The sequence below is a fragment of the Vibrio sp. LQ2 genome (genome assembly GCF_023920125.1).
Taxonomy (GTDB): domain Bacteria; phylum Pseudomonadota; class Gammaproteobacteria; order Enterobacterales; family Vibrionaceae; genus Vibrio; species Vibrio fluvialis.
Genome location: NZ_CP085308.1, coordinates 1278635 through 1300373, shown reverse-complemented (window position 1 = coordinate 1300373; position 21739 = coordinate 1278635). Strand labels below are relative to the sequence as shown.

Sequence of the window (21739 nt, the reverse complement as noted above, 5' to 3'; positions counted from 1 at the left end):
GAACTGATGGATTAGTTGCCCATCTTGACGTCGTTCACCCATTTGGTGATCAAACGCTTACGCTCATCGGAAGAACCGTAGGTTTCCATGTCGTAATTAATCAATTTGAGGTCTTTCGGATTGAGGGCATTCGGCGATTGCTCTGCCAAGGTGTTGGTCAGGATTTGGAACGATTCGCCTTGTTGCCATGCCAGTTCCTGACCTTCTTTCGATAGCACCCAGTCAACGAACAGTTTGGCATTGTCCAGGTTACGGGCACCTTTGATAATGCTTACACCGCCAATTTCGTAGCCAGTGCCTTCACAAGGAGAAATCAGCTCCAGTGGCGCACCTTTGGCTTGTTCAAGTGAATAGTCATGAAGGAAACCAATGCCGATGGCGATTTCGCCGCGCGCAGAGTTACGTGACGGAGTCACGCCTGATTTGGTGTATTGAGAGACGTTTTTGTCGAGTTGTTTGAAGTATTCAAAGGCCGTTGGCTCATCCCAAAGTTGAATGAAGGTGGCCAGCGCGGTGTAGGCTGTGCCTGAACTTTGTGGATCAGCAATCTGAATTTCGCCCTGATACACCGGTTTGGTCAGATCGCTCCAGCAGCGAGGAACTGGAATGCCTTTCTGAGCCAGACGCTCGGTGTTGACACCAAAGCCAAGAATGCCCATGTAGACGGCGGACGAGTAGTTCCCTTTGCGTTTGGCTGGATCGCGGAAGTTGGTCATGATGTTATCAAGCTGAGGAGACTGATAGGCTTGCAGCAAGTCCATTTCACCCGCTTGAGATTGAGGGTCGAGCGTGCCGCCGTACCAGACATCGGCACGCGGGTTATTTTTCTCAGCATCGATTTTAGCCAGCGTGCTGCCTGAGCCGTTGCGAACAAAGGATGTTTTCACATCATATTTGTCGGCAAACGCTTTGGTTTCCGCTTCACACATGGCGTTGGTGGCGCTGCAGTAGACAACCAGACGACCGGCCGCCTGAGCAGCGGGCGCGGCCATCACCGAACCGAGGATACTTAGTGCGAGCAGCGTACGTTTTGCGTTAACAATCATTGGGTTTTCCCTCTTGTTTATGCCTGCCAGAATCCCCGGTCAGGCAAAAACGCCAATCAGGTCACCAAGCGAAGCATTGTCACGTTGTTGGATGGTAGAGTTTTCATCATATTGGTAGCTCATCGTCCGAATTCGGTTGTTGAGCTTTTATAAACGGCAGCAGTTGCAAACTGATCACGGCTGCTGCCGCGGTAATCAAACAGAAAAAGCCTTCCCAGCCCCAATGCTCGATAGCCAGAGACATCGGGTAACTCGCCAGTGCGGCGCCCAGATAACTGAACAAGCCGATAAATCCGGTGGCGGTGCCTGCCAGGTCTTTTCTGGCACATTCGGCAGCGGCCATGCCGATCATCATTTGTGGGCCGAAGACGAAAAAGCCGATACAGAAAAAACATCCGGCCAGAAAGCCAATGTGGTCGACGGGGGTCAGCCACAGCGCCGCGACCGAAGCAAAAATGCCTAATGCAAAAATCAGATTCATTGGCGCACGGTTACCATGGAAATATCGGTCCGAACCCCAGCCGCCAAACAGTGAGCCCAGAAATCCGCCCACTTCAAACATCGAAACGGCGCTGTTGGCGCTCAGCACATCAAAGGAATGGCGCTCAACCAGATACAGAGCGCCCCAATCGTTAATCGCGATGCGCACGACATATACCAGCAAATAAGATCCACACAGCAGCCAGATGTAGCGATTGGTCAGTACATAGCGATAGACCGCAGCATTAAAGAGCAGGCCTTGCCCTTCCTTTTCATGTTCGAGTTCCAGTGCGTCGTTGCGCCATTGTCCGACCGAGGGCAATCCCATTTCAGTCGGCTTTTCCTGAATGCGATAGCAGAGCCAGATGCCAACCAGTACCGCCACACAGCCGGGCACGATAAACCCGTAACGCCAGCCAAAATTCAGGCTGATAAAGCCAATCGCAACCGGGATCAGCGCGCCACTCAAGTTGTGGCAGGTATTCCAGATGGACCACCAGAAGCCCCGCTCACTGCGCGAGTACCAACTGGTCAGGATCTTGGCACAGGCTGGCCAGCCCCAACCCTGAAAGAACGCGTTGACTGTCCACAGCAACGTAAACGCCAGCAAGGATGAACTGAAGCCAAAGGCGATATTGACGATGCCGGTAGCCAGCAAACCCAGCCCCATAAAGTAGCGTGAGCGCGAATGGTCTATCATCAGCCCGGACACAAACTTGGAGACGCCGTAAGTGAGGTAAAACAGGGTGCTTAACAGACCAAGATCGGAATAGTCGAGGCCTAAATCTGTCAGCATGCCCGGCAGCGCGAAGTTGAAGCTTTTACGGGTCAGGTAAAAGACGGCGTATCCGACATACATGGAAACCATCAATTGAATGCGCCAGTAGCGGTAAGCCTGATTGGTGTCCATGTTTGTGCTGTTGTTGAGTGTCGGCACAATCTTCATGCTTGTTTGTCCTTGTTGAATCTGATCCTAGAGAGAAGGAGCAGGAAAAACATGAGAAGGAGTTGTATTCATCTAGGAAATATTCCTAGTTTTTAGTCAGTAGGTGATGATTTTGTGGGCAGGTTAACAATTATGCGCGTACCGCCCTTAGGCGAAGATGGCGTGGTGACGTTGAGGCTGCCACCCAGCGCGGACACCCGCTCAGCCAATCCTTTCAGACCCTGACCACGAATGCGCCAGTCCGACGGCAGGCCAACGCCGTCGTCTTTCACTTCCAATACCATATCGCTGCCGGGGAACAGGCTGATATTAACAGTGCGTGCTTTGGCGTGTTTGGAGACGTTGTTGAGCAGCTCCTGCACGATGCGAAACAGCGTCACGCTGGTGGTATCGTCAAGTTTTTGCGGATCCACACCCATATTGAGGCCAACCTGAATGCCTTGTTGGCTGAAACGCATCTCTTGGATCAACTGACGAATGGCATGTTCCAGCCCAAGCTCATCAAGGATATGGGGTCGCAACTGCTTTAACAGTTGGCGGGTGGAATGGTGGATTCGCATCGCCAGAGACTGAATACTTGCGGCGGCGTTCCGGGCCTGTTCATCTTCGGCCAGCCGCTGCGCCAGCATGGATTGGATCTGTATCGCTGTGATGTTCTGACCGATTTCATCGTGCAGTTCTCTGGCTACCGATTTGCGAATTTGTTCCTCGACGGAAACCAGTTGGCGCGCCAGATTCTGCTTTTCTTCGAGCTCCCGTGCCAGCCGGAGGTTGACCTTCTGCACCAGTAGCGCCAACTGATGCTGACGACTGATTGCGATCCCCAGTCCCAGACCAACCAACGCCTGGCTGGACATGAAAATCAGCAGCTCCTGATCGGAGTCAAATGAGCCGCTGATCTGACGTGCAGTGGCGAGCAGGATGCAGTTCAAGCTGCTCGCCAGTACCCCTCCTTGCCAGCCATAGCGGTAGGCCATGAATATGGTTGGCAACATGATGATCAGCAGCGCAAATGGCTTCATTTGGTCCAGCAGAGTCAGTTCAGCCAGCAATCCTAAGGCGAAGAAAAACAGGCTCCAGACCAGCATTTTCGGCTTCAGTTTTACATCCTGATGGATGAGTTGCGGTGTCAGGGGTGACCAGGTCTGATGGCGCAGGTAGTCAGCAACCAGATAGAGAAACGGCGTCAACACGATTCCGCCAGTCAGCGATGCGACCGTGACGGCGGTGATGGTGTCGGCGTTGATGCGAAGTGGCTTACCGAGCAGCACGAACGTCAGTCCGGTGGCTGCGCTGTGCACGATGACCAGCGCGACAATCAACAGCAGTTTTTGCCAATAGAGAGTGAGGTGTTGCCAGCGTTTGCGGGCAAAAGAGGTCGCAAACCAGGCGACAAACGGCATCAGCAACAACACCGAATCCGCTTCGGTGGGCAGATACACCAGAATCGCACCCGCCAGTAGCAGATCGCTGAGGATCAGTACCCAGAGGTAAGCGGGCTTCACCAGCAGATAAACCGCTAATCTCAGGCCCGTGGGAAATAAGAGATACGCGTGCAGTGGGGCCTGACTCAGATATTGGCTGATGTTCCACAAACTGAACTGACTGATGCTGTAGAGCAGAAAGCTGAAGGTCAGCGTAAACATGAGTCCCGGCATACTTAGCCTTCCGCTAACAGATGGTGCTGTATGGCAAAACGAATCAGGTCGACATTATTAGTCAGGTTGAGTTTGCTGAGGATGTTTGCGCGGTGCACATGCACCGTCTTGTGGCTGAGAAACAGCGCCTGCGCAATTTCTTTAACTTCTTTACCTTGTATCAACTGGTCAAACACTTCCAGCTCGCGTTTGGTCAGATCGACCAGCACATTGTTGATGTCCGGGTTGCTGAGATTGACCAGCGCATCGGCACACAAATAGCGCTTGCCTGCCGCCACGGTGCGAATGGCGCTCGCCAGTTCACTCGGGCCACACCGTTTAGACAGATAGCCTTGAGCGCCAGCATCGAGCGCCTTCTTAACAAAAGAGGCGGAATCGTAGATGCTGAGAATGATGGCTTTGAACGCCGGATCGCGTTGGCGAAGCCTTTCTAACAGGCTCAAGCCATTTTCGTCCGGCATCGAGATGTCGATGACCGCCACATCCACAGGCGTTTGGGTTAATCCGCGAAAGGCGTCACTAGCGCTGTCAAATTCGCCGGCAACAGCAATGTCTTGCTCCAGATTCAGTAACTGAGCGAATCCGGAACGTACGATGGTATGGTCGTCAATCAGAGCTATTTTTATCATTGTTGTTTATTTATGAAGCTTTTGTGAACACTCTCAATAATGATTGGCAGTCTATCGGGTATTGCGTTGCGTTATCGAGAGGTACTGCACAGCACGATTATTTGACCATTCGGGTTGTGTAAGTCACTGACTGTCCCTCTCGCACCGTTTCTCACTGAAAAGCGTACTCAACAAAGCACCTAAAGTTGATCTGCATAGGGGATTTTATGCAAATGATATGTGTTATCATTATCGTTAAATTTTCTAAGACAATGCAATACGACAGGCAGGCTTTAACGGTATGAATCAACACGAATGGGATCAGGTTAATATTCGTTGGACGGATCATGATGTTCCGCACATCGAAGCGCAGAATTACGTAAGTTTGGGTTTTGGTTACGGTTACGTGCATGCGCGCGACCGCTTGTGTGAGCTATCCGGTCAGGTGATCACCTTGCGGGGTGAGCGCTCAAAACATTATGGTGCGGAGCGCTTTTCCACCATTGGTTTTCTCAAAACCACCAACCTGAATTCCGATCTGATGTTTCGTTTACGTTTGCCGCCTGAGTGGGTCGAAAATGAACTGGCAAAGCTCAGCACGCAAACGCGTGAGTACGTGCAAGGCTACGTGCGCGGATTGAATCACTATGTGGATCAGATGCCAGCAGAGGAGAAGCAGCGTTGGCGCGCCGATGAACCGCTGGTGACCTTTACCGAGCAAGACGTGGTAAGGGCCGCGATGCGCTTTGGCATCATGAAAGAGCTGGTGGAAATTGGCCCGCACCTTGTTTCGTCGGCGCAGCAATGGCACTCGGAATCCGCACCTGGCACGGTCGATTCACCGCATGCGACACCGGTTGAAGTGGAGGGTGGCTTTGGCAGTAACGCCTGGGCATTTGGTGGCGATGTTGTCGCAGGAGAGCGTGCGATCTTGCTTGGCAACCCCCATTCGGCCTGGAAAAGAACGCCGCATCAGCAACGCATTTACATGCATCAGTACCATTTGACCATTCCCGGCGAGCTAGACGTCGCAGGTACCTCATTTCTTGGTTTCCCGCTGCCGATGACTGGCTATAACGCCGACGTGGCGTGGAGCATTTTAGATGCGGCGTCGGTGACGCCGTTTGTGTTGCAGAAAATGGCGATTCACACGTCAGGCAATACACTGAGCTATCGAGTCGATAGTGAAAACCGTCCATTATCGATTCGCGCCGTGGCGGTCGAGGTGTTAGAAGCGTCCGGCGAGATCGCGACACGCCATTATGAGTTTCTTGAATCAGAACTCGGGGTGCTCTATCACCTGCCGCATCGCGTGGGCAAACCGCAAGGTTGGTATGCCATCACCAACCCCGGAGAGCAGAATGCGCGCGGGCTGGATCAGTTCATGGCAGCAGCGAAAACCACGTCGACCCGGGACTTTGTTGCGGCCATCGAATCGCAGCGGGGGATTTTGTGCCAGTTGGTGGTGGCCGACCGCCACGGTGAGGTGGCTTATGTGGTCGCGGGCAATGTGCCGCCGCTGAATGATGACGCCATGGCCCAGCGCCACGTTGGCGATGCGGAATCGGCGTTTAATGTGCTGGATGGTACGCGCTCCGATGCCTTTTTGCGTGGCAGCGATGGGCGACCAATGCTGGCGCCCGCCTCGTTTTACCCGACGGTTATCTCGCGCGGCATCATTCAAAACACCAACAACAGCTATAAATTTTCTGAATACGGGGCAGTTCAACCGGATTTTCCGTCGGTATTTGGCCAGCATAAAGCGGCGTATCAAGTGGGCAAACACATTGCTGCCGGGCTGCGTTATGACCCAAGGTTGATCATGTCAACGCGCCGGCTGGATGAACTCACGGCCGAAGGCCCCATCACGTCAGACAAGGTCTTGCCGATCATCTTTGATAACCGCAACTACGCCGCAGAAACGTTTCTTGATCAGATCTTAAGCGTTGGGCGTGTTTCTGCTTCCGCCACGGTGTGCCAAGCGTGCGAAGTGCTGAGTCGATGGGATCGCAAAAACAATGCGACCAGCCAAGGCGCGCTGTTATTCCATCTGTTCTGGAACCGCATTGTGCAACTCAATGTGTTGAACGTCCCCAGCAGTGGCGATCCGACACTGGGTTCTCAACTGGATACCCGTGAGGCGAATGGACCGGTGATCACACAGGCGTTGGCCGATGCCGTTGATGAGCTGAATGCGTTGGGATTTGCACTCGATACTGCGTGGGGCGAGGCACTGTTTGAGACGGCGGATAACACCAAAATCGCCTTGCATGGCGGCTCGTATCAGGAAGGGCTTCTCAATGGTGAAATGCCTGCTCCGCTTGATAAATACGGCTTCCCGCATATTTTGTTCGGCAGTGCGTATGTGCAGTTGGCGACGTGGGATGATCAGGGCATTACCGTCCAAGGCATCCTCAGTCACGGCCAGCGTGATGGCGTTGAATCTCTGGGAAGAACAACGCAATTGCAACAGTTTGCCAATAAACAACTGCACGACATTCCCTTTACTGAAGCGCAACTCGATGCGGCAACGTTCACCGAAACCGCGTCGCTGCGGATGAGTTAGTGTTCCGTCTTCGAATGGCATGACTTGAATAAAAAACGGCACCATCAGGCGCCGTTTTGTCTCCAGACGTTTGTCGGAATCTTATTCATCGCTGTCCGTTGGGCGGCCTCGGTGTCGACGACCTTCACCACGACCTTCGCCACGGTGACCACCGCGATGCATCCCATGACGGTGTTGGCCGTGACCACGGCGACGCAGCGCGCCTTCGTCATCGTGTTCGCTGACCCGGCTTTTGACGCGTTTAACCGTCGACAGGCTGCAATCGCAGATTTGTGCGACTTCTTCCAGTGTTTTGCCTTCCAGCAGCAGGCCAGCGATTTTCATGTGTTTCTCTTTGTTGGCTGGGCGGCCGCGGAATTTCTCTTTCCACGCGCGGCCATCTTCGCGCAGGGCGCGGCGGCCCATTTCTGCGGCATGTAAGCGATGGCGCGTGTCCGCTTGTCCATACCCTTCCAGCACCAGTGCAATTGCCGCGGCTGTTTCGCTGCCCGGAGTCACCGTCATGGCTGGTTTGGTGGTTTTTAGCGTGACGTTTTTCTCCATCAGCAGTTGCAATACGTGTTGGCACTGCTGGAAATCTTTGCTGATGCTGCTCAGCCAGTTGACGGCCAGCGTGTCGCCGCTTTGCAGTGTGTCGACTAAGGCGACAAAGTCTGGGCGTTCCATAGCCGGCATGCGGCCGCGAGCGGAATCTTCAATGTGTGTGGCGTCGGGGAAGGCCGCTATGAGCGCTTCCATATCTTGCTGGAAATCTGGGTTGCGTGGCGAGAAGCGCGAGTAGGTATAGATAGTCATTTCATCACCTTTTGGTTTATTTGATGTTATAGCTCATAAATATACGCGCTTGAATTATGTTGTAAACACCAAATGAACCAATGGGGTTTTCGGTTTAGTGCTAATTTTTACATTAATTGTTGAATTTAAAGGGGATTGTTAGGAGTGTAAAGCCATGTAAAGAAAGCGGGGCAAGGCCGCTTTGATAGGTCATAAATCAAAAAGGTACGTTTAGCTCACAACGTTTAGCTTACAAAGAGCCAAATGCCTACGGCCATCATCAGGGAACCGGAAACGCGATTCATTACACGGACGTTTTGCGATTTGCCCAAGGCGCGTTTTAACCCTTTACCGCCAGTGGCGTAGAGCGTCATACAGACAAATTCGGACACCATGATGATCGACACAAGGAAAATTAATTGTGGTGTCAGGCTGGCTGATTGGTCGATAAATGGCGGTAGCAACGAAATCATAAACGCCCAGCCTTTCGGGTTGGCGATCGCGGTGACAAAACCCTGAACAATTAAGCCCCAATCGCTGCCCTGATAGTGCGTGTCGGACTCGGAAGTGAGCGCCAACTTGCCTTTTGATCGCCACATTTGCACGCCAAGGTAGAACAGGTAACAGGCTCCGACGGTTTTAAAGGCGGTAAACAGCCAAGGGTAGTTGAGCATGACGGCTGCGATCCCCACCACGGCCGCGACGGCCACCACGGCAACCCCAATCAGCTCGCCAATCATCATCCACAGTGTGCGTTTGTAACCAATGCTCATACCTAGGGTAAGGGCAAGTGTCATACACATACCTGGCGTAATTGAGACTAAGAAGAAAGTGGGAATAAACATGCCCAAAAGTGCGGTGTTCATGAAAGGTTCCAAATGAAAAGAGGACTGCGGAGCCCCAACAATAAGCGCAGCCGAACGAATGCGCAATACGATTCACACGCTGGTACCATGAGAATTAGTTATAGCCACTATACCCTTCCTACTTGAAGCTGCAGCGGTGTTGGCTGCATTCATTCACCCCAATCACATAGCGTATCTATGCTCATGGGGACTCACTCATTTGCCGCCTACCTGCAACTCCAAGTTGTTTGGGTATATGCCGCCATGGCTCACATCGGCACGAATGCGGTATTTCAGGCTGCCTTGTGGATAGCAGCCTGGAGGTAGGTGTCGAATCGTATCAGGAAGGCAGATCCTGAAGGGTTTGAATGGCGTCGAGAATACGCTCTGACAGTTTGGCTTTGGTGCCGTTTTTAAAATCAAACATCACCACGGTGGCGCTGCCTGTGGTGGTCACTTTGCCCAGTTTTTTGCTCACCACCTGATACTCCATGGTGAAGCGATCTTCTTGCACATCGCTCACGCGCGATCCGATCAGCAACGTATCGGGGAAGGTGACCGGAATTTTGTAGCGACTTTGCGTTTCGCTCAGCACCGGGCCGACCTGTGTGATCGCCAAATCTTCCATCAGTTGAATGTGACGAAAGTAATCGATGCGCGCCGTTTCAAAATAGCGGAAATAGACCACGTTGTTGACGTGTTGTAAGGCATCCATTTCGCCCCATGCGACCGGGATTTCAGTCACGACCGGAAAGTCCTGCAGTAAGTTTTCCATCTTCTTTCATTCCTTGGTTGAGCTGTGATTAGACTAATTATTCTAGTCGTTATCGCATAGAGTTGTCGGTGAGTGCGTTAACAAAACATTAACCTAATAAGTAAGGTAAAAACTTTACTTAAGGCGTAAAGGGGCGTAACGTCACTCAAAGATAATCGGTGAGGAGAAAAGATCATGAGTCTATTCGCAGGTTTTAACCCAGTGCAGGTGATTGAACGTATCGACTGGACGCCGGAGCAGTTCTCACTGCGAGTGAGCGGCGCCGAGTTGCCATTTTCGGCCGGGCAGTTTACCAAGTTGGGGCTCGAAGATGATGCAGGCAATCTGGTGAGCCGAGCCTATTCTCTGGTTAATGCGCCAGGGGCTACAGCGGATGAACATGAATTTTTGATTGTGGCTCATCCACAAGGCAAGCTTTCTCCGCGCCTGCAATCACTCTCCGCTGGTGATACCGTGTGGATGGGTAATTCGGCCTACGGCGATCTGATTCAGCCTTCGATTCCTGATTTCACGCAAGATTTATGGTTATTGGCAACCGGGACGGGAATTGGTCCATTTCTGTCACTGCTCGCCGACCAGCGCCTGACCCAACCGAATATCGTGCTGGTGCACGGCGTGCGCTATGGTCGTGACCGAGTGTATCGCCGCGATATTCAGACGCTGGTGGAGCAATATCAGGGGCGCTTACGCTATCACACTGTGGTCAGCCGCGAAGCGCTTAGCGATGCGATGAGTGGACGTATTCCGGCCCTGATTGAGTCAGGTGAGCTGCAAACTGTAAGTGAGTTAGAGTTAGCGCCAGAGCACAGTTTTGTGATGATGTGTGGTAATCCGGACATGATTAAAGACACCGCCAGTACCCTACGCGACAAAGGCTTGCCGCCATTTCGTCAGGCGACGGGTGGCAACTATATTCATGAACGTTACTGGTAAAGAAAACGCGGCAATCGCCGCGTTTTTTACTCTTCAATATCGAGTTGTTCTGCGTTGGCGGTCTGCGTAATGCAGTGCTGCGCAAGTTGCTGATATTGTGTCTGCATGGTGTCGATAAATTGCTGGGCGCTGGTAAATCCCGCTTGCGGCTCTCCGATCACCACATCGCAGTTAAACGGTACCAGCATCGCCGTCCCTTTAGGCAGTGAACGCCCGAGACCCCGCATGACCACAGGCAGCACGGAGACGCCTGAGTGATCTTTCACCAAATGGTAGATGCCTTTTTTCAGGCCGCTCATGATCTCCGGTTCACCGCGGCTGCCCTCGGGGAAAATAATCAGAATTTCATCGTTACTTAATGCCGCATGACAGGCATCAAAGACGGCGTCACGCTGGGAAGCGGATGGTGCACGGCGAATCGGAATGATGCCAATGATATTGAGGGACAACCACGCCACAAAGCGATTGGCGAGAAAGTAATCGGCCGCTGCAACCGGGCGCACGCGATGCACCATATGAATCGGAAACAGCGCCAGCAACACCAGCGTATCAAGATGACTGTTGTGATTGGCGGCGATGATCATCGGCCCGTGCTCGGGGAGGTTTTGTCGCTGTAAGATATTGAGCCCCAAGCCAATAAACACCAGTGGCTTGACGATCAGCAGCACAAACAACAGTTTGAGTAATCTTGCCATGGTGGCCTCAGTAATAGAGATAGTAGATGTAATGGAAGAACAGCGGTGCGGTGAACATCAGGCTATCAATTCGATCCAGAATGCCGCCGTGGCCAGGGATAAACTGGCTGGTGTCCTTGATACGCAAATCTCGCTTGACCGATGAAATCACCAAATCGCCGATGAAGCCGCTGAAAGCGATGATCACTCCGGCCACCAAGCCTTGTATCGGGTTGAGTGGCGTCAGGTACGGCGCGGCGAAATAGGACACCACAATCACTGTCGCACTGCCACCGATAAAACCTTGCCAGGTTTTGTTCGGACTGACTTTCGGCACGATTTTGTGCTTGCCAAAACTCTTACCCCATACGTACTGACAAACATCGTTGAATTGGGTCATTACCAGCAAAAACAGCAGCATGCCTAATGAACCCGCATTCGGGTTAAGGCTGGGCAGCACCAACAGATACGCCATGTGGCTGATACAGAACACCGTCAGCATCATTGCCCAGTGAATCACGCCTGCAGAGCGAATAAAGCCTTTGGTATCGCCAATCAACACCATCACCATGGGCAGGTACAAGAAGATGTACACCGGAATGAAAATGATGAACATGCCGTACCAACCGATCGACAGCCAGTAAAACTGAAAAGGAATGGAGAGGTACGCCCAGAAAATGACGCGGCGGTCGGTCATACGGGTCGGAACGATAGACAGAAATTCTTTCAGTGCTAAAAAGCTGAGAAAACCCATGAAAAACAGTGTGTAGTTGAGTGGTAGTGCCAACACGACAAATGCGATGGCCACCATCCACCACCAGGAGCGAATGCGCAGTTTCAGCTCGAGATAGTCACGATCTGTGTGACGGCGTGACAACCACAAATAGCACACAGTGCCGACGACCAGCACAGCGACGATCGCCAGCATGACATGTTGAGAGTGAACGGGAATATTAAACATCTCGCTGAGTTTCCTGTTGCTGGGCGAATTGCGCCTGATGGTAGTGATAGATATGTTCCAGACGTCGCCAGGTGGTGATCACCAAGCCACACAACATCAGCGCGAGGGCGCAATCTAAGGTGTAACCCAAAAAATGCAGCGGCAGTTGTAGCCATTGGTATACGCACAATATCAACAGTGAAGCCGTCAGCAGAGCCATGCGATGCTGCTTCGCCATCGGGCCGCAAAAATCCGCTGGCCCGTTCATGCTCACGCCCAGCACGCGGACGTAGGCCGTCAAGACCGCGAGAATGGCGCAAATCCAGGCCAGATCCATCCCCACCAACGATTGCGTGGCAAAGCCGGCACCGACGATAAACAGCGGATCGGCAATGCGATCCGGTACATCGTTAAACAGCTCTCCGGCAGGCGTCTTTTTTCCGCCCTCAACAGCGACCATGCCATCAAATAAGTTACACAGCAGGCGCAACTGAATGCTGGCAGCGGCGAGTAACAGCAACGAAGCGGCAGGGTAAAAGTAATAGAGCAGTAAACTGATAAACCCTGCCAGTGCGAAGAGGATGCTGAGCAAAGAGATTTGATTTGGGGTGACATTCTTCTGGCTAAGCCAGATGGCGATGCGTTTGGTGGGTTTGAGTTCGCGGACGGCCAATGGTCGGCGATTAGCCTCATCCGGGGTTGGGGTATTCATAAAGCCTCTGACGATAGTGTGTTGTTTTAGTGATAAATCAATTATTAAACAAGTTGTATAAGAGGCGAAGTATTAGCATTTATTGCTGAGTTTTTGAAGCGTTGTCACGTGGGTTCTGGGACAAGTTAACGAGATTTAACCGTGAACACTCGGGATCATTCCACTGCACTGAGCGCTGGCTTTCGGTGGGCAAAGTACTGATGGCTGAAATGGGCAAATTCTTCTTTGGTGATGGGTTTAGAAAAGTAGTAGCCCTGAAATTCATCGACGCCCAGCTCCTGTAGGCGATGGAGCTGAATTTCATTTTCGACCCCTTCAGCAACGACCTTAATGCCAAGCTGATGTGATAAGGTTACGATCGCCGAAATAAAGAACTTCTGTTGGTCCAAACTGTTCAGGTCGCGAACAAACGACTTGTCGATTTTCAGCTTGTTAAAGCGCAGGTGGTTGAGGTTGTAGAGTGACGACCAACCGGTACCGAAATCGTCCAGCGACAGACGAATATTGATGTCTTCGAGCTGGCGAATGATGCTGACGCTGCGCTCGATTTCATCCAGAGTCATGGTTTCGGTGATTTCCAGCACGATGGCGTCAAGGTAGTTGATGTCGGTGGCGAAGATATCCGACACCAACGCGGGTAACTCTTCGTCAAACAGCGAATCTGACAGGTTAATGGCGACTTCAATCCGCGAATGGAAAGCGCTCCAGTCGACAGACAGGGCATGATAAACCTGTCGCATGATCCAGCGTCCCAGTTCTTTAGCCAGCCCCGATTCTTCCGCAATCGCGATCAGATATTCCGGATTCACGAAACCGTGTTGCGGATGGTTCCAGCGAATCAGTGCTTCGCAACCAAGGCGTTCGCTTTGCGGAGAAATAATCGGCTGAAAGGCCATGTAAAGCTGCTGCTGATCGTCGGTTTTGATCAGACCTTCCAGCTCTTCGGACAGTTTACGCTTTTTGCGGTGCGCTATCTCAATCTCTTTGCTGTAGTAGACCACAGGATCGGCCGGATTTTTCTTGGCGATGTTAAGTGCCAGGTCGGCGTTATTCAGGATCGCCGACGATTTTTTGAGGTAACGTTTGGTGTGCTCGCTCATCTCGTGACTCATCGCAATCCCGGTTGCGAGCGCCATACGTTTGGAAGGGTCGAGACGATTTAACACAGCACCAAGATCGCTCAATAACGCCTTGACGAAAAATTCGAAATTGAAATCACAGCGGTTAATGAGGATCGCGAACTCGTCGGCACCGACACGCGCGCACAAAAAGTGGAACTGATCGCACTTCGCTTTGAGCCGTTCACTGATTTCGGTCAGGATTTTATCGCCGTACTCGTAGCTGACGATATCATTGATCTCTTTGAAGTGGCTGATATCCAGCAAAATCAACGCGTAGTCGTCTTCACGCTTACTCAGATTTTTAATTTGTTGCAGCAGATAGTTACGGTTTTTCAGCTGAGTGAGCGGATCATGCCAGGCCATAAACTGTTGGTATTTGGCATCTTTGTATACGCGCAGCGAGATGTAGCCAAGCACCAATAAGATCAACAGCATGTCGTACAACACGGCTTGTTTATTGTCCGCGATGATGGCTCTGTTCTTGGCCGACTCTTCCCCTGTGAAATTGACGATCATCAGGTTGCGAATGCCGGGCATCAGGCTTTTCAGCTCACCAGAAAACGCCTTCAGTTCGCTGAGATTGGATTTGAGCACGGCATTTTCGTACTTGCGCAGCACATTAAACGCCTTCGCGATCACTTCACCAGAACCGTACTGCGAACGGATCTCGCGTGTTTCGTCGCTGTTGAGAAACGTATCATAACGGTTCCATAGAATGTCGTATTTGAGATTGAGTTTGCGTGACGAACGGGTGTCGTTGAGCAGGTAGGTTTCAAGCTGGGAAGAAAACTCCAGTGTTTCGATCTCCAACTGAGCCAGTGCCCAGGCAGACAACTGAGTGTGCTTGGTCAGCATGTTATAAGTGTCGTTGAACTTGACCAACGTCCAGATGGAGAAGATAAACAGTCCAAACACAAACATGATGAAAATGGCAATATGGCGGCTCATAGATACCTGCACACTCAGCGTTTTGATTACTGCAGCGTTTCTACTTGGCTGACCTGCCACACCATACGGCTGTGCAGCACCTCGTTATTTACTTCATTAAATTCGCTGAGCGGATAGATCACCCAGATTGGGCCTTTGTCGCGAATGCTCATGACGTCATCGTTCTTTTTCACGGCAAACAGCGGGTTGTACTTTTCAATGTCGTCGTAAGGGATGGTCGACCAATAATTATTCAACGCAATGACTTTTAAATCGGCTTTTGAAACGCCAATCATGTTCAGCAGTTGTTTGGCTGAGACGCCGACAAACTTGGTGTTGTCGTCGGTCCAAGGGGTGTTAGTGACAATCTCTTTGTCGGCGTGTGCCAGCAATTGTTCAAGGCTGAATTGGGCCTTTCGACCATGGTTGTCGACGGTGAGAATGGTATCGGTGCTGGCAAAACCAGACATCGAGGCAAACCACACCAGTAAAACAGCAGTTTTGCGAGAGATCAGGGCGTTAAACATGGGGCATTCCTCATCAGTAGTCGGGTACGCAAAGTGGGATATTGCTCGCAAAACGTTGCGCGCTACCCATAGATATAAAAAGATTAAGGACGAACTGCAAGAGGGGGCATAAGTGGCTAATACCAAAGGGGTAATGTATTTAACTGTATGAATTTAATCGAATTAGTGATTTGCAAATTGCGACGCTAGTTGCACTCCGCAGCGTGAAAACGATAACCCCATGATCGACAAGGCGATGAAATTTCCAAATTGAAAAAGAATGCGTTCCACCGAAATAGGGTAACGCATTCTGGTCAGACTAGTTAATGTGATGGATATCAATAACTTTCGTCACTTGGTTTGGGTAAATCCGCCATATAAATCCATGCGCCTGTGGCGCAGATTGGTCACCGAACCCTCAGTATTCAATTGCTTTAGTTTATCAAGATCCACATCGGCAAAAATGATCATCTCGGTGTTGGGACTGGCTTCCGCAATCGTCGCGTCGTGGGGAAAAAACACATCGGATGGCGAGAATACAGCGGATTGGGCGTATTGAATGTCGACGTTATCCACTCGAGGCAGATTACCGACGCTGCCGCCAATCGCGACGTAACATTCGTTCTCGATGGCACGTGCTTGTGAACAGAGTCGAACGCGTTGGTAGCCATTTTTGGTGTCCGTCCAGAATGGTACGAAGATAATTTGCACCCCTTGTTCGGCCAACATGCGACCCAGTTCGGGGAATTCACTGTCGTAACAGATCAAAATACCCACTCGGCCGGCATCGGTTTCGAACACCTGCACCTGATTACCCCCGTCGATGACCCAATCGCGTTTTTCGTGAGGCGTGATGTGAATTTTGTATTGCTCATCAATGGTGCCGTCGCGATGCAACAGGTAAGCGACGTTATACAACTGACCATCTTCGAGCACAGGCATGCTACCCGCGATAATGTTGATGTTGTAGGTGACCGCCAGTTTGGAAAAACGCAGTTTGATTTCTTCGCTGAACGAGGCCAGAAAGCGAATCGCTTCCACGGTATTCTGATCGTTTTTCAGTCCCATCAATGGTGCGTTGAAGAACTCCGGAAACAGCGCGAAATCGGCATGATAATTGGACAGGGAATCGACAAAGAATTCCGCTTGTTCAATCAAGTCCTCCACACTGAGCATGGCACGCATCTGCCATTGCACAATGCCAATGCGAACCAGCGTTTTTTCGATGTCGTGAATGGAGTTGATGTCCTCCTCGTAAAAGAAGTTATCCCATTCAAGTAGAGTCGCATAGCCGCGGGAACTGTCGTCTTCCGGCAGATAGTGGCGCATGATACGTTTGACGTCGAAATCGTTGGAGAGCTGAAAAGAGAGGATTGGATCGTACAGCTCACGGCGCTTAATTTTCTCAATGTATTCCGGCACCTCCATCGTATCAGCATAACGGCCATAGCCGGGAATACGGCCTCCCGCGAGAATCGCTTTCAGGTTAGCGCTACGGCATAAGTCTTTGCGGGCGGCGTACAAACGGCGACCCAGACGCAGACCGCGATAATCCGGATGGACGAATACATCGAGCCCATACAGGGCATCGCCGTTGGCTTTATGCTGAATGACGTTATTTTCGTTGATGATGTCGGTGTAGACATGGGGGAGGGAGAAGCGGTTGTAATCGACTTTGATGGTCAGTGCGGCACCGACGATTTTTCCGTTGTCTTCAATACAAATCTGGCCATCGGGAAACTGATGAATTAAATCCATGATGGTCATGCGTGGCCAGGCACCACCAACATCGTGAAAAACCAGATCCATCAGTTCTGCTAGTTCGGGATAATCACTTTTTTCTATCACGCGCAGTGTCAAACGCGGTGTATCACTACTCATACACTTCGTGTCCTCAGTGGCTTCCTTCTTTTATCCATACTGGACAACTTAATCCGTCAATTCAAGGCTTAGCCCGATTTTTGACCAGAGGTTTGCATACATTGGTTTGATGAATTAATAAGCAATGTATTACTAACTCGTCATCTTCCCATGATTTATGTCACGCAGTTATCGCTGCGAATGTACGCAATTTGAGTCATATTGTAAGGGAGCAATGCGTTGAGCTAGGACAATGAAAAAATACCCCTTACCCATTTTGTACACTTTAGTCAGTTCGGCACGGTTAATGAGAGATAAATGGCGAGCCTTTTTGGCGCTCTCCTGGCCTTATCTGGCTGTCACCGTCGCGACTCAAGTGTTGCAATCCCATTCTGATGAAACGGATTCAGTACCCCTGTTGTTCTTGTACTGCCTGATGGTGATGGTCGCCATGGCGTGGGCGACGGTACGCTTGCATCGGGAAATTCTGTTGAATCGGCAAAGTTCTCCGGCTGATTCGCCGCCTTCCGGTTTACGTGAAATGCGTATTCTTGGTTATTGGCTGATGATGTTTATTGCCATCATGGTGGTGGTGTTTGGGTGGGTCGTGCTAAGCAGCGCAATTGGCCTGATACATGAGAGAAGTGGCGTGTGGATTCAGATTTTGGTCGGTGCGGTGGGCACGCTGCCGATGATTTGGCTGGTCTCTCGCTGGGGGTTGGTGATTCCGGCCACCGCGATTGATGATGAACCGCGAGGTCTGCGTTTCGCCTGGCGTTTGTCTCAGGAACACAAAGGCGCGCTCTTTATTCTGACAGGCATTATCCCGATGAGCTCAGGTCTACTGATCAGCAGCCTGCCAGCTGATGGCAATTGGGCGATTGCGTTGGGGTTCGGCCTCTTTTCCTACCTGGCCTGGGCTTACGAAATTTGTATTTTATCGCTGAGTTATCAGTGGATTGTTCAACGGCAGACAATCGATAAGATGCTGCAACAGTCTCATCTTAAATTGGCGGCCTGACGGCTTGCACCGTCAGGCTCATGAGAAGAATTGAGCGTTATTCGCACGGTGGAGCCAGATGAATCAGCGCAAGGCCACCTAATGAAGTTTCGCGATACTTCTTGTTCATGTCTTTACCTGTCTGATACATAGTATCAATCACTTTATCCAATGAGATCAGACACTTGCTGGTGCGTTTTAATGCCATGCGCGATGCGTTAATCGCTTTCATTGCGCCCATCGCATTGCGTTCTATGCAAGGCACCTGCACTAAGCCGCCAATCGGGTCACAGGTCATCCCTAGCGAGTGTTCCATGGCAATTTCAGCTGCAATACACATTTGCTCATTGCTACCGCCACGCAGCGATGTCAGCCCTGCGGCGGCCATCGATGATGACACCCCGATTTCACCCTGACATCCCACCTCGGCTCCGGATATGGACGCATTGGTTTTGTACAAAATGCCAATCGCACCGGCGACAGCGAGAAAATCTTTGAGCTGTTTGGTGTCGAGTGGACGAATGAAGCGATGATAGTACATCAACACTGCGGGAATGACGCCTGCAGCGCCATTTGTCGGCGATGTGACGACTTGGCCTCCCGCCGCATTTTCTTCACTGACTGCGAAGGCGAACAGGTTAATCCAGTCCATGATCTCCATCGGATCATTTTCTATCGCCGCGTTGGCTTCGAGTTTTTTGAGCAGCGCTGGCGCGCGGCGGGTTACGTTGAGGCCGCCTTCCAAAATCCCTTCAGTATCAAACCCGCGTTGCATGCACAGCGACATCACTTTCCAGATCTGCTCGGTTTTTTGATCGATGGTGTCGATGTCGCGAAATGCCAGTTCGTTGCGCAGGACCAAACCGCCGAGGCTTAAGCCATTACGTTCGGCCTTTTTCAGCAGTTCTTCGGCGGAGTTGAACGGGAATTCGACTTTAATGGACGATTCCGCGGTGCCATGCTCGAGCTCTTTTGCGGTGGCGATAAATCCGCCGCCAATCGAGTAATACGTTTCAAAAGCGACGATTAAGCCTTTAGCATCGAAAGCAGAAAGGGTCATGCCGTTCTCGTGCAGTGGCAGATTTTCACTGTGGAATAACAGGTCGCTGGAGTAATGAAACGGGATTTCGTTGCGGCCACCTAACAGCAGCACCCCATCGTCAATCGCGCGCTGCATCGCCTGTGTCGCGCTGGTCATTTTGATGGTGTCGGGCTGATTTCCCAGCAAACCGAGCACTACCGCGCGGTCGGTGTGGTGTCCTTTTCCCGTCAGCGATAACGATCCGAACAGATCGATTTGGATACGCGCCACTTGATTGATATCCGGGATAACGGAGAGGAATTGAAAGCCCGCAATCATTGGTCCGTTGGTATGGGAACTTGACGGGCCAACGCCAATTTTAAAAATATCGAAAATCGACAACATAGGGTCACCTGCATTTGGATTCAGTCACAAAACAGCTTAGTGCTTTCTTAAAGCGTAGACGCTAACCATCGGCTGTGATGCCTTTTGTCATGCGGGATGTAACAAAAAATTAATATTTTTGGCTATTGAGAGTTTCCTTAAATTTCATCATATTGTCATTACGTTGTCATATTCAGAGGGGAGAGCCAAATGCACGTAGAAATGATTCAACCGAGTTTGTTGGGAGTGATAGGCAGAACGCTTGTGTTCTCCCTGGTTGCTTTAGTCGGCGTATTCTGCCTAGTGTAATGGAGAAAGCCCCAGCTTGAAGCTGGGGCTTTTCTTATCGTTGTCGTTCAGGCTAAAACCTAGTATTTGACTCAGGTATTTGCTAACTTGCAGGCAAATAGTCGAATGAGAGATGGTTTTATGTCGGTTTGGGACAGCGTCACTTTATCCACCCGCTTCAGCGCATTGCCCGCGGCCTTTTATACCCCGGTGCAACCGCAACCGCTGAGCAACGTTCGCTGGGTGGCGTGGAATCGCGATCTGGCTGAGCAATTTGGCTTGCCGCAAACGCCGAATGAAGAGCTGCTGTTAAGCTTGTCCGGTCAGCATCCTCTGGCTGCCTTTTCGCCGTTAGCCATGAAGTACGCCGGACACCAATTTGGTGTCTACAATCCGGATCTCGGTGATGGCCGTGGTTTACTGCTGGCCGAAATGGCGACGCAGCAAGGTGAAGTTTTTGACATTCATCTTAAAGGCGCAGGCCTGACACCTTATTCTCGTATGGGCGATGGCCGGGCTGTACTGCGCTCGTCGATCCGCGAATACTTGTGCAGCGAAGCGATGGCGGGTTTAGGTATCGCGACGACCCGGGCACTGGCACTGATGAGTAGTGACACACCGGTGTACCGAGAAAAGCAGGAACGTGGCGCGTTGTTGGTGCGTGTTGCGCAGAGCCATGTCCGTTTTGGTCACTTCGAACATTTCTTTTATACCGAACAGCATGAAGAACTCAAACTGTTGGCAGATAAAGTCATCGAGTGGTATTTCCCGCATTGGGTGAATGAAGATCAACCCTATGCCGCTATGTTCGGTCATATCGTCGATCGCACCGCTCAGATGATTGCCCACTGGCAGTCGGTTGGTTTCGCCCATGGCGTAATGAATACCGATAACATGTCGATCCTCGGTCAGACTTTCGATTATGGTCCATACGGCTTTTTAGATGACTATGAGCCGGGATACATCTGCAATCATTCCGATTACCAAGGACGCTATGCGTTTGACCAACAGCCACGTATTGCACTGTGGAACCTATCGGCACTGGCACATGCGTTGTCGCCGCTTATCGCCAGAGAGCAACTTGAAGCATCTCTCAATGCGTATGAAACCCAACTCAACGGCTATTTCAGCACATTCATGCGTGACAAACTTGGTCTTGTCAGCCGTCAGAAGGAAGATGGTGAGCTGTTCAATGATCTGTTCGAATTGCTCGAAGCGAATCGTGTGGATTACACCCGTTTTATGCGTCAGATGTCTCATCTCGATACGCAATCCGCGCAAAGTGTGGCGGATCTGTTTCTTGACCGCGACGCCGCGCTGGCCTGGCTTGACCGCTACTTGCTGCGTTGTGATCAGGAGTTGGATGAGCAAGGGCTGACGCTGAGTGCTGAAGCACGCTGCGCTAAGATGCGTCAGATCAATCCCAAGTACATTTTACGTAATTACCTGGCCCAAATTGCGATTGATAAGGCCGAAGAGGGTGATTACAGCGAAGTGTTGCGTCTGGCAGAGTTGCTCAAACATCCGTTCGATGAACAACCGGATTCAGAAGATTACGCCAAACTGCCGCCAGAATGGGGTAAAAAGCTCGAAATCAGCTGTTCGTCGTGAGGCGAAGGAAATGTGATCCCGGTCTAGGATGAGGTCAAACTTTACATAAATATCAATAATCAAG

The 21739-nt window shown here is 51.2% G+C and carries 18 protein-coding genes; 4 read left to right on the top strand and 14 right to left on the bottom strand.

Translation table 11 applies throughout. The features are described 5' to 3' along the window. Window positions 1-11: 11 nt before the first annotated feature. From LGV68_RS06065 to LGV68_RS06050, 4 genes are all read right to left on the bottom strand, one after another. Window positions 12-1046: an ABC transporter substrate-binding protein gene (locus LGV68_RS06065; RefSeq protein WP_222747280.1), complete on the bottom strand. Its 1035-nt coding sequence runs from the start codon at window positions 1044-1046 to the stop codon at window positions 12-14. A 106-nt stretch (window positions 1047-1152) separates the two neighbouring features. Further along, complete coding sequence (uhpC, locus tag LGV68_RS06060; protein ID WP_222817844.1) at window positions 1153-2472, bottom strand: MFS transporter family glucose-6-phosphate receptor UhpC; 1320 nt, start codon at window positions 2470-2472, stop codon at window positions 1153-1155. A gap of 92 nt (window positions 2473-2564) precedes the next feature. Continuing rightward, window positions 2565-4130 (bottom strand): signal transduction histidine-protein kinase/phosphatase UhpB, encoded by a 1566-nt coding sequence (gene uhpB, locus LGV68_RS06055; protein WP_222739804.1) that lies wholly within the window; start codon window positions 4128-4130, stop codon window positions 2565-2567. A gap of 2 nt (window positions 4131-4132) precedes the next feature. Beyond that, window positions 4133-4759 carry a response regulator transcription factor gene (locus tag LGV68_RS06050; protein WP_061056692.1) on the bottom strand — a complete coding sequence of 209 codons (627 nt, stop codon included), beginning with the start codon at window positions 4757-4759 and terminating at the stop codon, window positions 4133-4135. A gap of 280 nt (window positions 4760-5039) precedes the next feature. Here LGV68_RS06050 and LGV68_RS06045 point away from each other — a divergent pair, with 280 nt between their 5' ends. Then, a complete protein-coding gene (locus tag LGV68_RS06045) occupies window positions 5040-7304 on the top strand; it encodes a penicillin acylase family protein (protein WP_252536385.1) in 2265 nt (754 codons plus the stop codon). 81 nt (window positions 7305-7385) lie between these two features. Here LGV68_RS06045 and LGV68_RS06040 read toward each other — a convergent pair whose 3' ends face one another. The 3 genes from LGV68_RS06040 to LGV68_RS06030 form a co-directional block, all read right to left on the bottom strand. Continuing rightward, a complete protein-coding gene (locus LGV68_RS06040; protein ID WP_252536384.1) occupies window positions 7386-8099 on the bottom strand; it encodes a recombinase family protein in 714 nt (237 codons plus the stop codon). A gap of 224 nt (window positions 8100-8323) precedes the next feature. Then, window positions 8324-8944, bottom strand: coding sequence for a LysE family translocator (locus LGV68_RS06035; RefSeq protein ID WP_104965909.1), 621 nt, complete (start codon window positions 8942-8944; stop codon window positions 8324-8326). Between the two features lie 319 nt (window positions 8945-9263). Further along, a complete protein-coding gene (locus LGV68_RS06030) occupies window positions 9264-9698 on the bottom strand; it encodes a thioesterase family protein (protein WP_020327848.1) in 435 nt (144 codons plus the stop codon). A gap of 174 nt (window positions 9699-9872) precedes the next feature. Here LGV68_RS06030 and LGV68_RS06025 point away from each other — a divergent pair, with 174 nt between their 5' ends. Then, window positions 9873-10631 carry a ferredoxin--NADP reductase gene (locus tag LGV68_RS06025; RefSeq protein WP_252536383.1) on the top strand — a complete coding sequence of 253 codons (759 nt, stop codon included), beginning with the start codon at window positions 9873-9875 and terminating at the stop codon, window positions 10629-10631. 26 nt (window positions 10632-10657) lie between these two features. Here LGV68_RS06025 and LGV68_RS06020 read toward each other — a convergent pair whose 3' ends face one another. The 6 genes from LGV68_RS06020 to LGV68_RS05995 all read right to left on the bottom strand — a co-directional run bounded on the left by LGV68_RS06020 (window position 10658) and on the right by LGV68_RS05995 (window position 17392). Beyond that, a complete protein-coding gene (locus LGV68_RS06020; RefSeq protein WP_061056688.1) occupies window positions 10658-11326 on the bottom strand; it encodes a lysophospholipid acyltransferase family protein in 669 nt (222 codons plus the stop codon). Window positions 11327-11333: 7 nt separating this feature from the next. After that, entirely contained in the window at window positions 11334-12266 is a 933-nt protein-coding gene (locus LGV68_RS06015) for a phosphatidate cytidylyltransferase (protein WP_020327845.1), read from the bottom strand. Further along, window positions 12259-12957 (bottom strand): CDP-alcohol phosphatidyltransferase family protein, encoded by a 699-nt coding sequence (locus LGV68_RS06010; RefSeq protein ID WP_208563492.1) that lies wholly within the window; start codon window positions 12955-12957, stop codon window positions 12259-12261. The genes LGV68_RS06015 and LGV68_RS06010 overlap by 8 nt, the downstream gene beginning before the upstream one ends. Window positions 12958-13112: 155 nt before the next feature. Then, entirely contained in the window at window positions 13113-14933 is a 1821-nt protein-coding gene (locus LGV68_RS06005) for a bifunctional diguanylate cyclase/phosphodiesterase (protein ID WP_252536741.1), read from the bottom strand. A 119-nt stretch (window positions 14934-15052) separates the two neighbouring features. Continuing rightward, window positions 15053-15475, bottom strand: a complete 423-nt coding sequence (locus tag LGV68_RS06000; protein WP_199252545.1) for an oxidoreductase — start codon at window positions 15473-15475, stop codon at window positions 15053-15055. 387 nt (window positions 15476-15862) lie between these two features. After that, window positions 15863-17392: a bifunctional GNAT family N-acetyltransferase/carbon-nitrogen hydrolase family protein gene (locus LGV68_RS05995; protein WP_020327841.1), complete on the bottom strand. Its 1530-nt coding sequence runs from the start codon at window positions 17390-17392 to the stop codon at window positions 15863-15865. 286 nt (window positions 17393-17678) lie between these two features. On the opposite strand from LGV68_RS05995, the gene LGV68_RS05990 reads away from it, so the two are divergent. Next, window positions 17679-18392, top strand: coding sequence for a hypothetical protein (locus LGV68_RS05990; protein ID WP_055453548.1), 714 nt, complete (start codon window positions 17679-17681; stop codon window positions 18390-18392). A gap of 37 nt (window positions 18393-18429) precedes the next feature. On the opposite strand, the gene LGV68_RS05985 is transcribed toward LGV68_RS05990, so the two are convergent. Beyond that, on the bottom strand, window positions 18430-19797 hold the full coding sequence (locus LGV68_RS05985; protein ID WP_165880375.1) for an L-serine ammonia-lyase: 1368 nt from the start codon (window positions 19795-19797) through the stop codon (window positions 18430-18432). A gap of 408 nt (window positions 19798-20205) precedes the next feature. On the opposite strand from LGV68_RS05985, the gene LGV68_RS05980 reads away from it, so the two are divergent. After that, window positions 20206-21675: a protein adenylyltransferase SelO gene (locus tag LGV68_RS05980; RefSeq protein WP_252536382.1), complete on the top strand. Its 1470-nt coding sequence runs from the start codon at window positions 20206-20208 to the stop codon at window positions 21673-21675. Window positions 21676-21739: the final 64 nt, after the last annotated feature.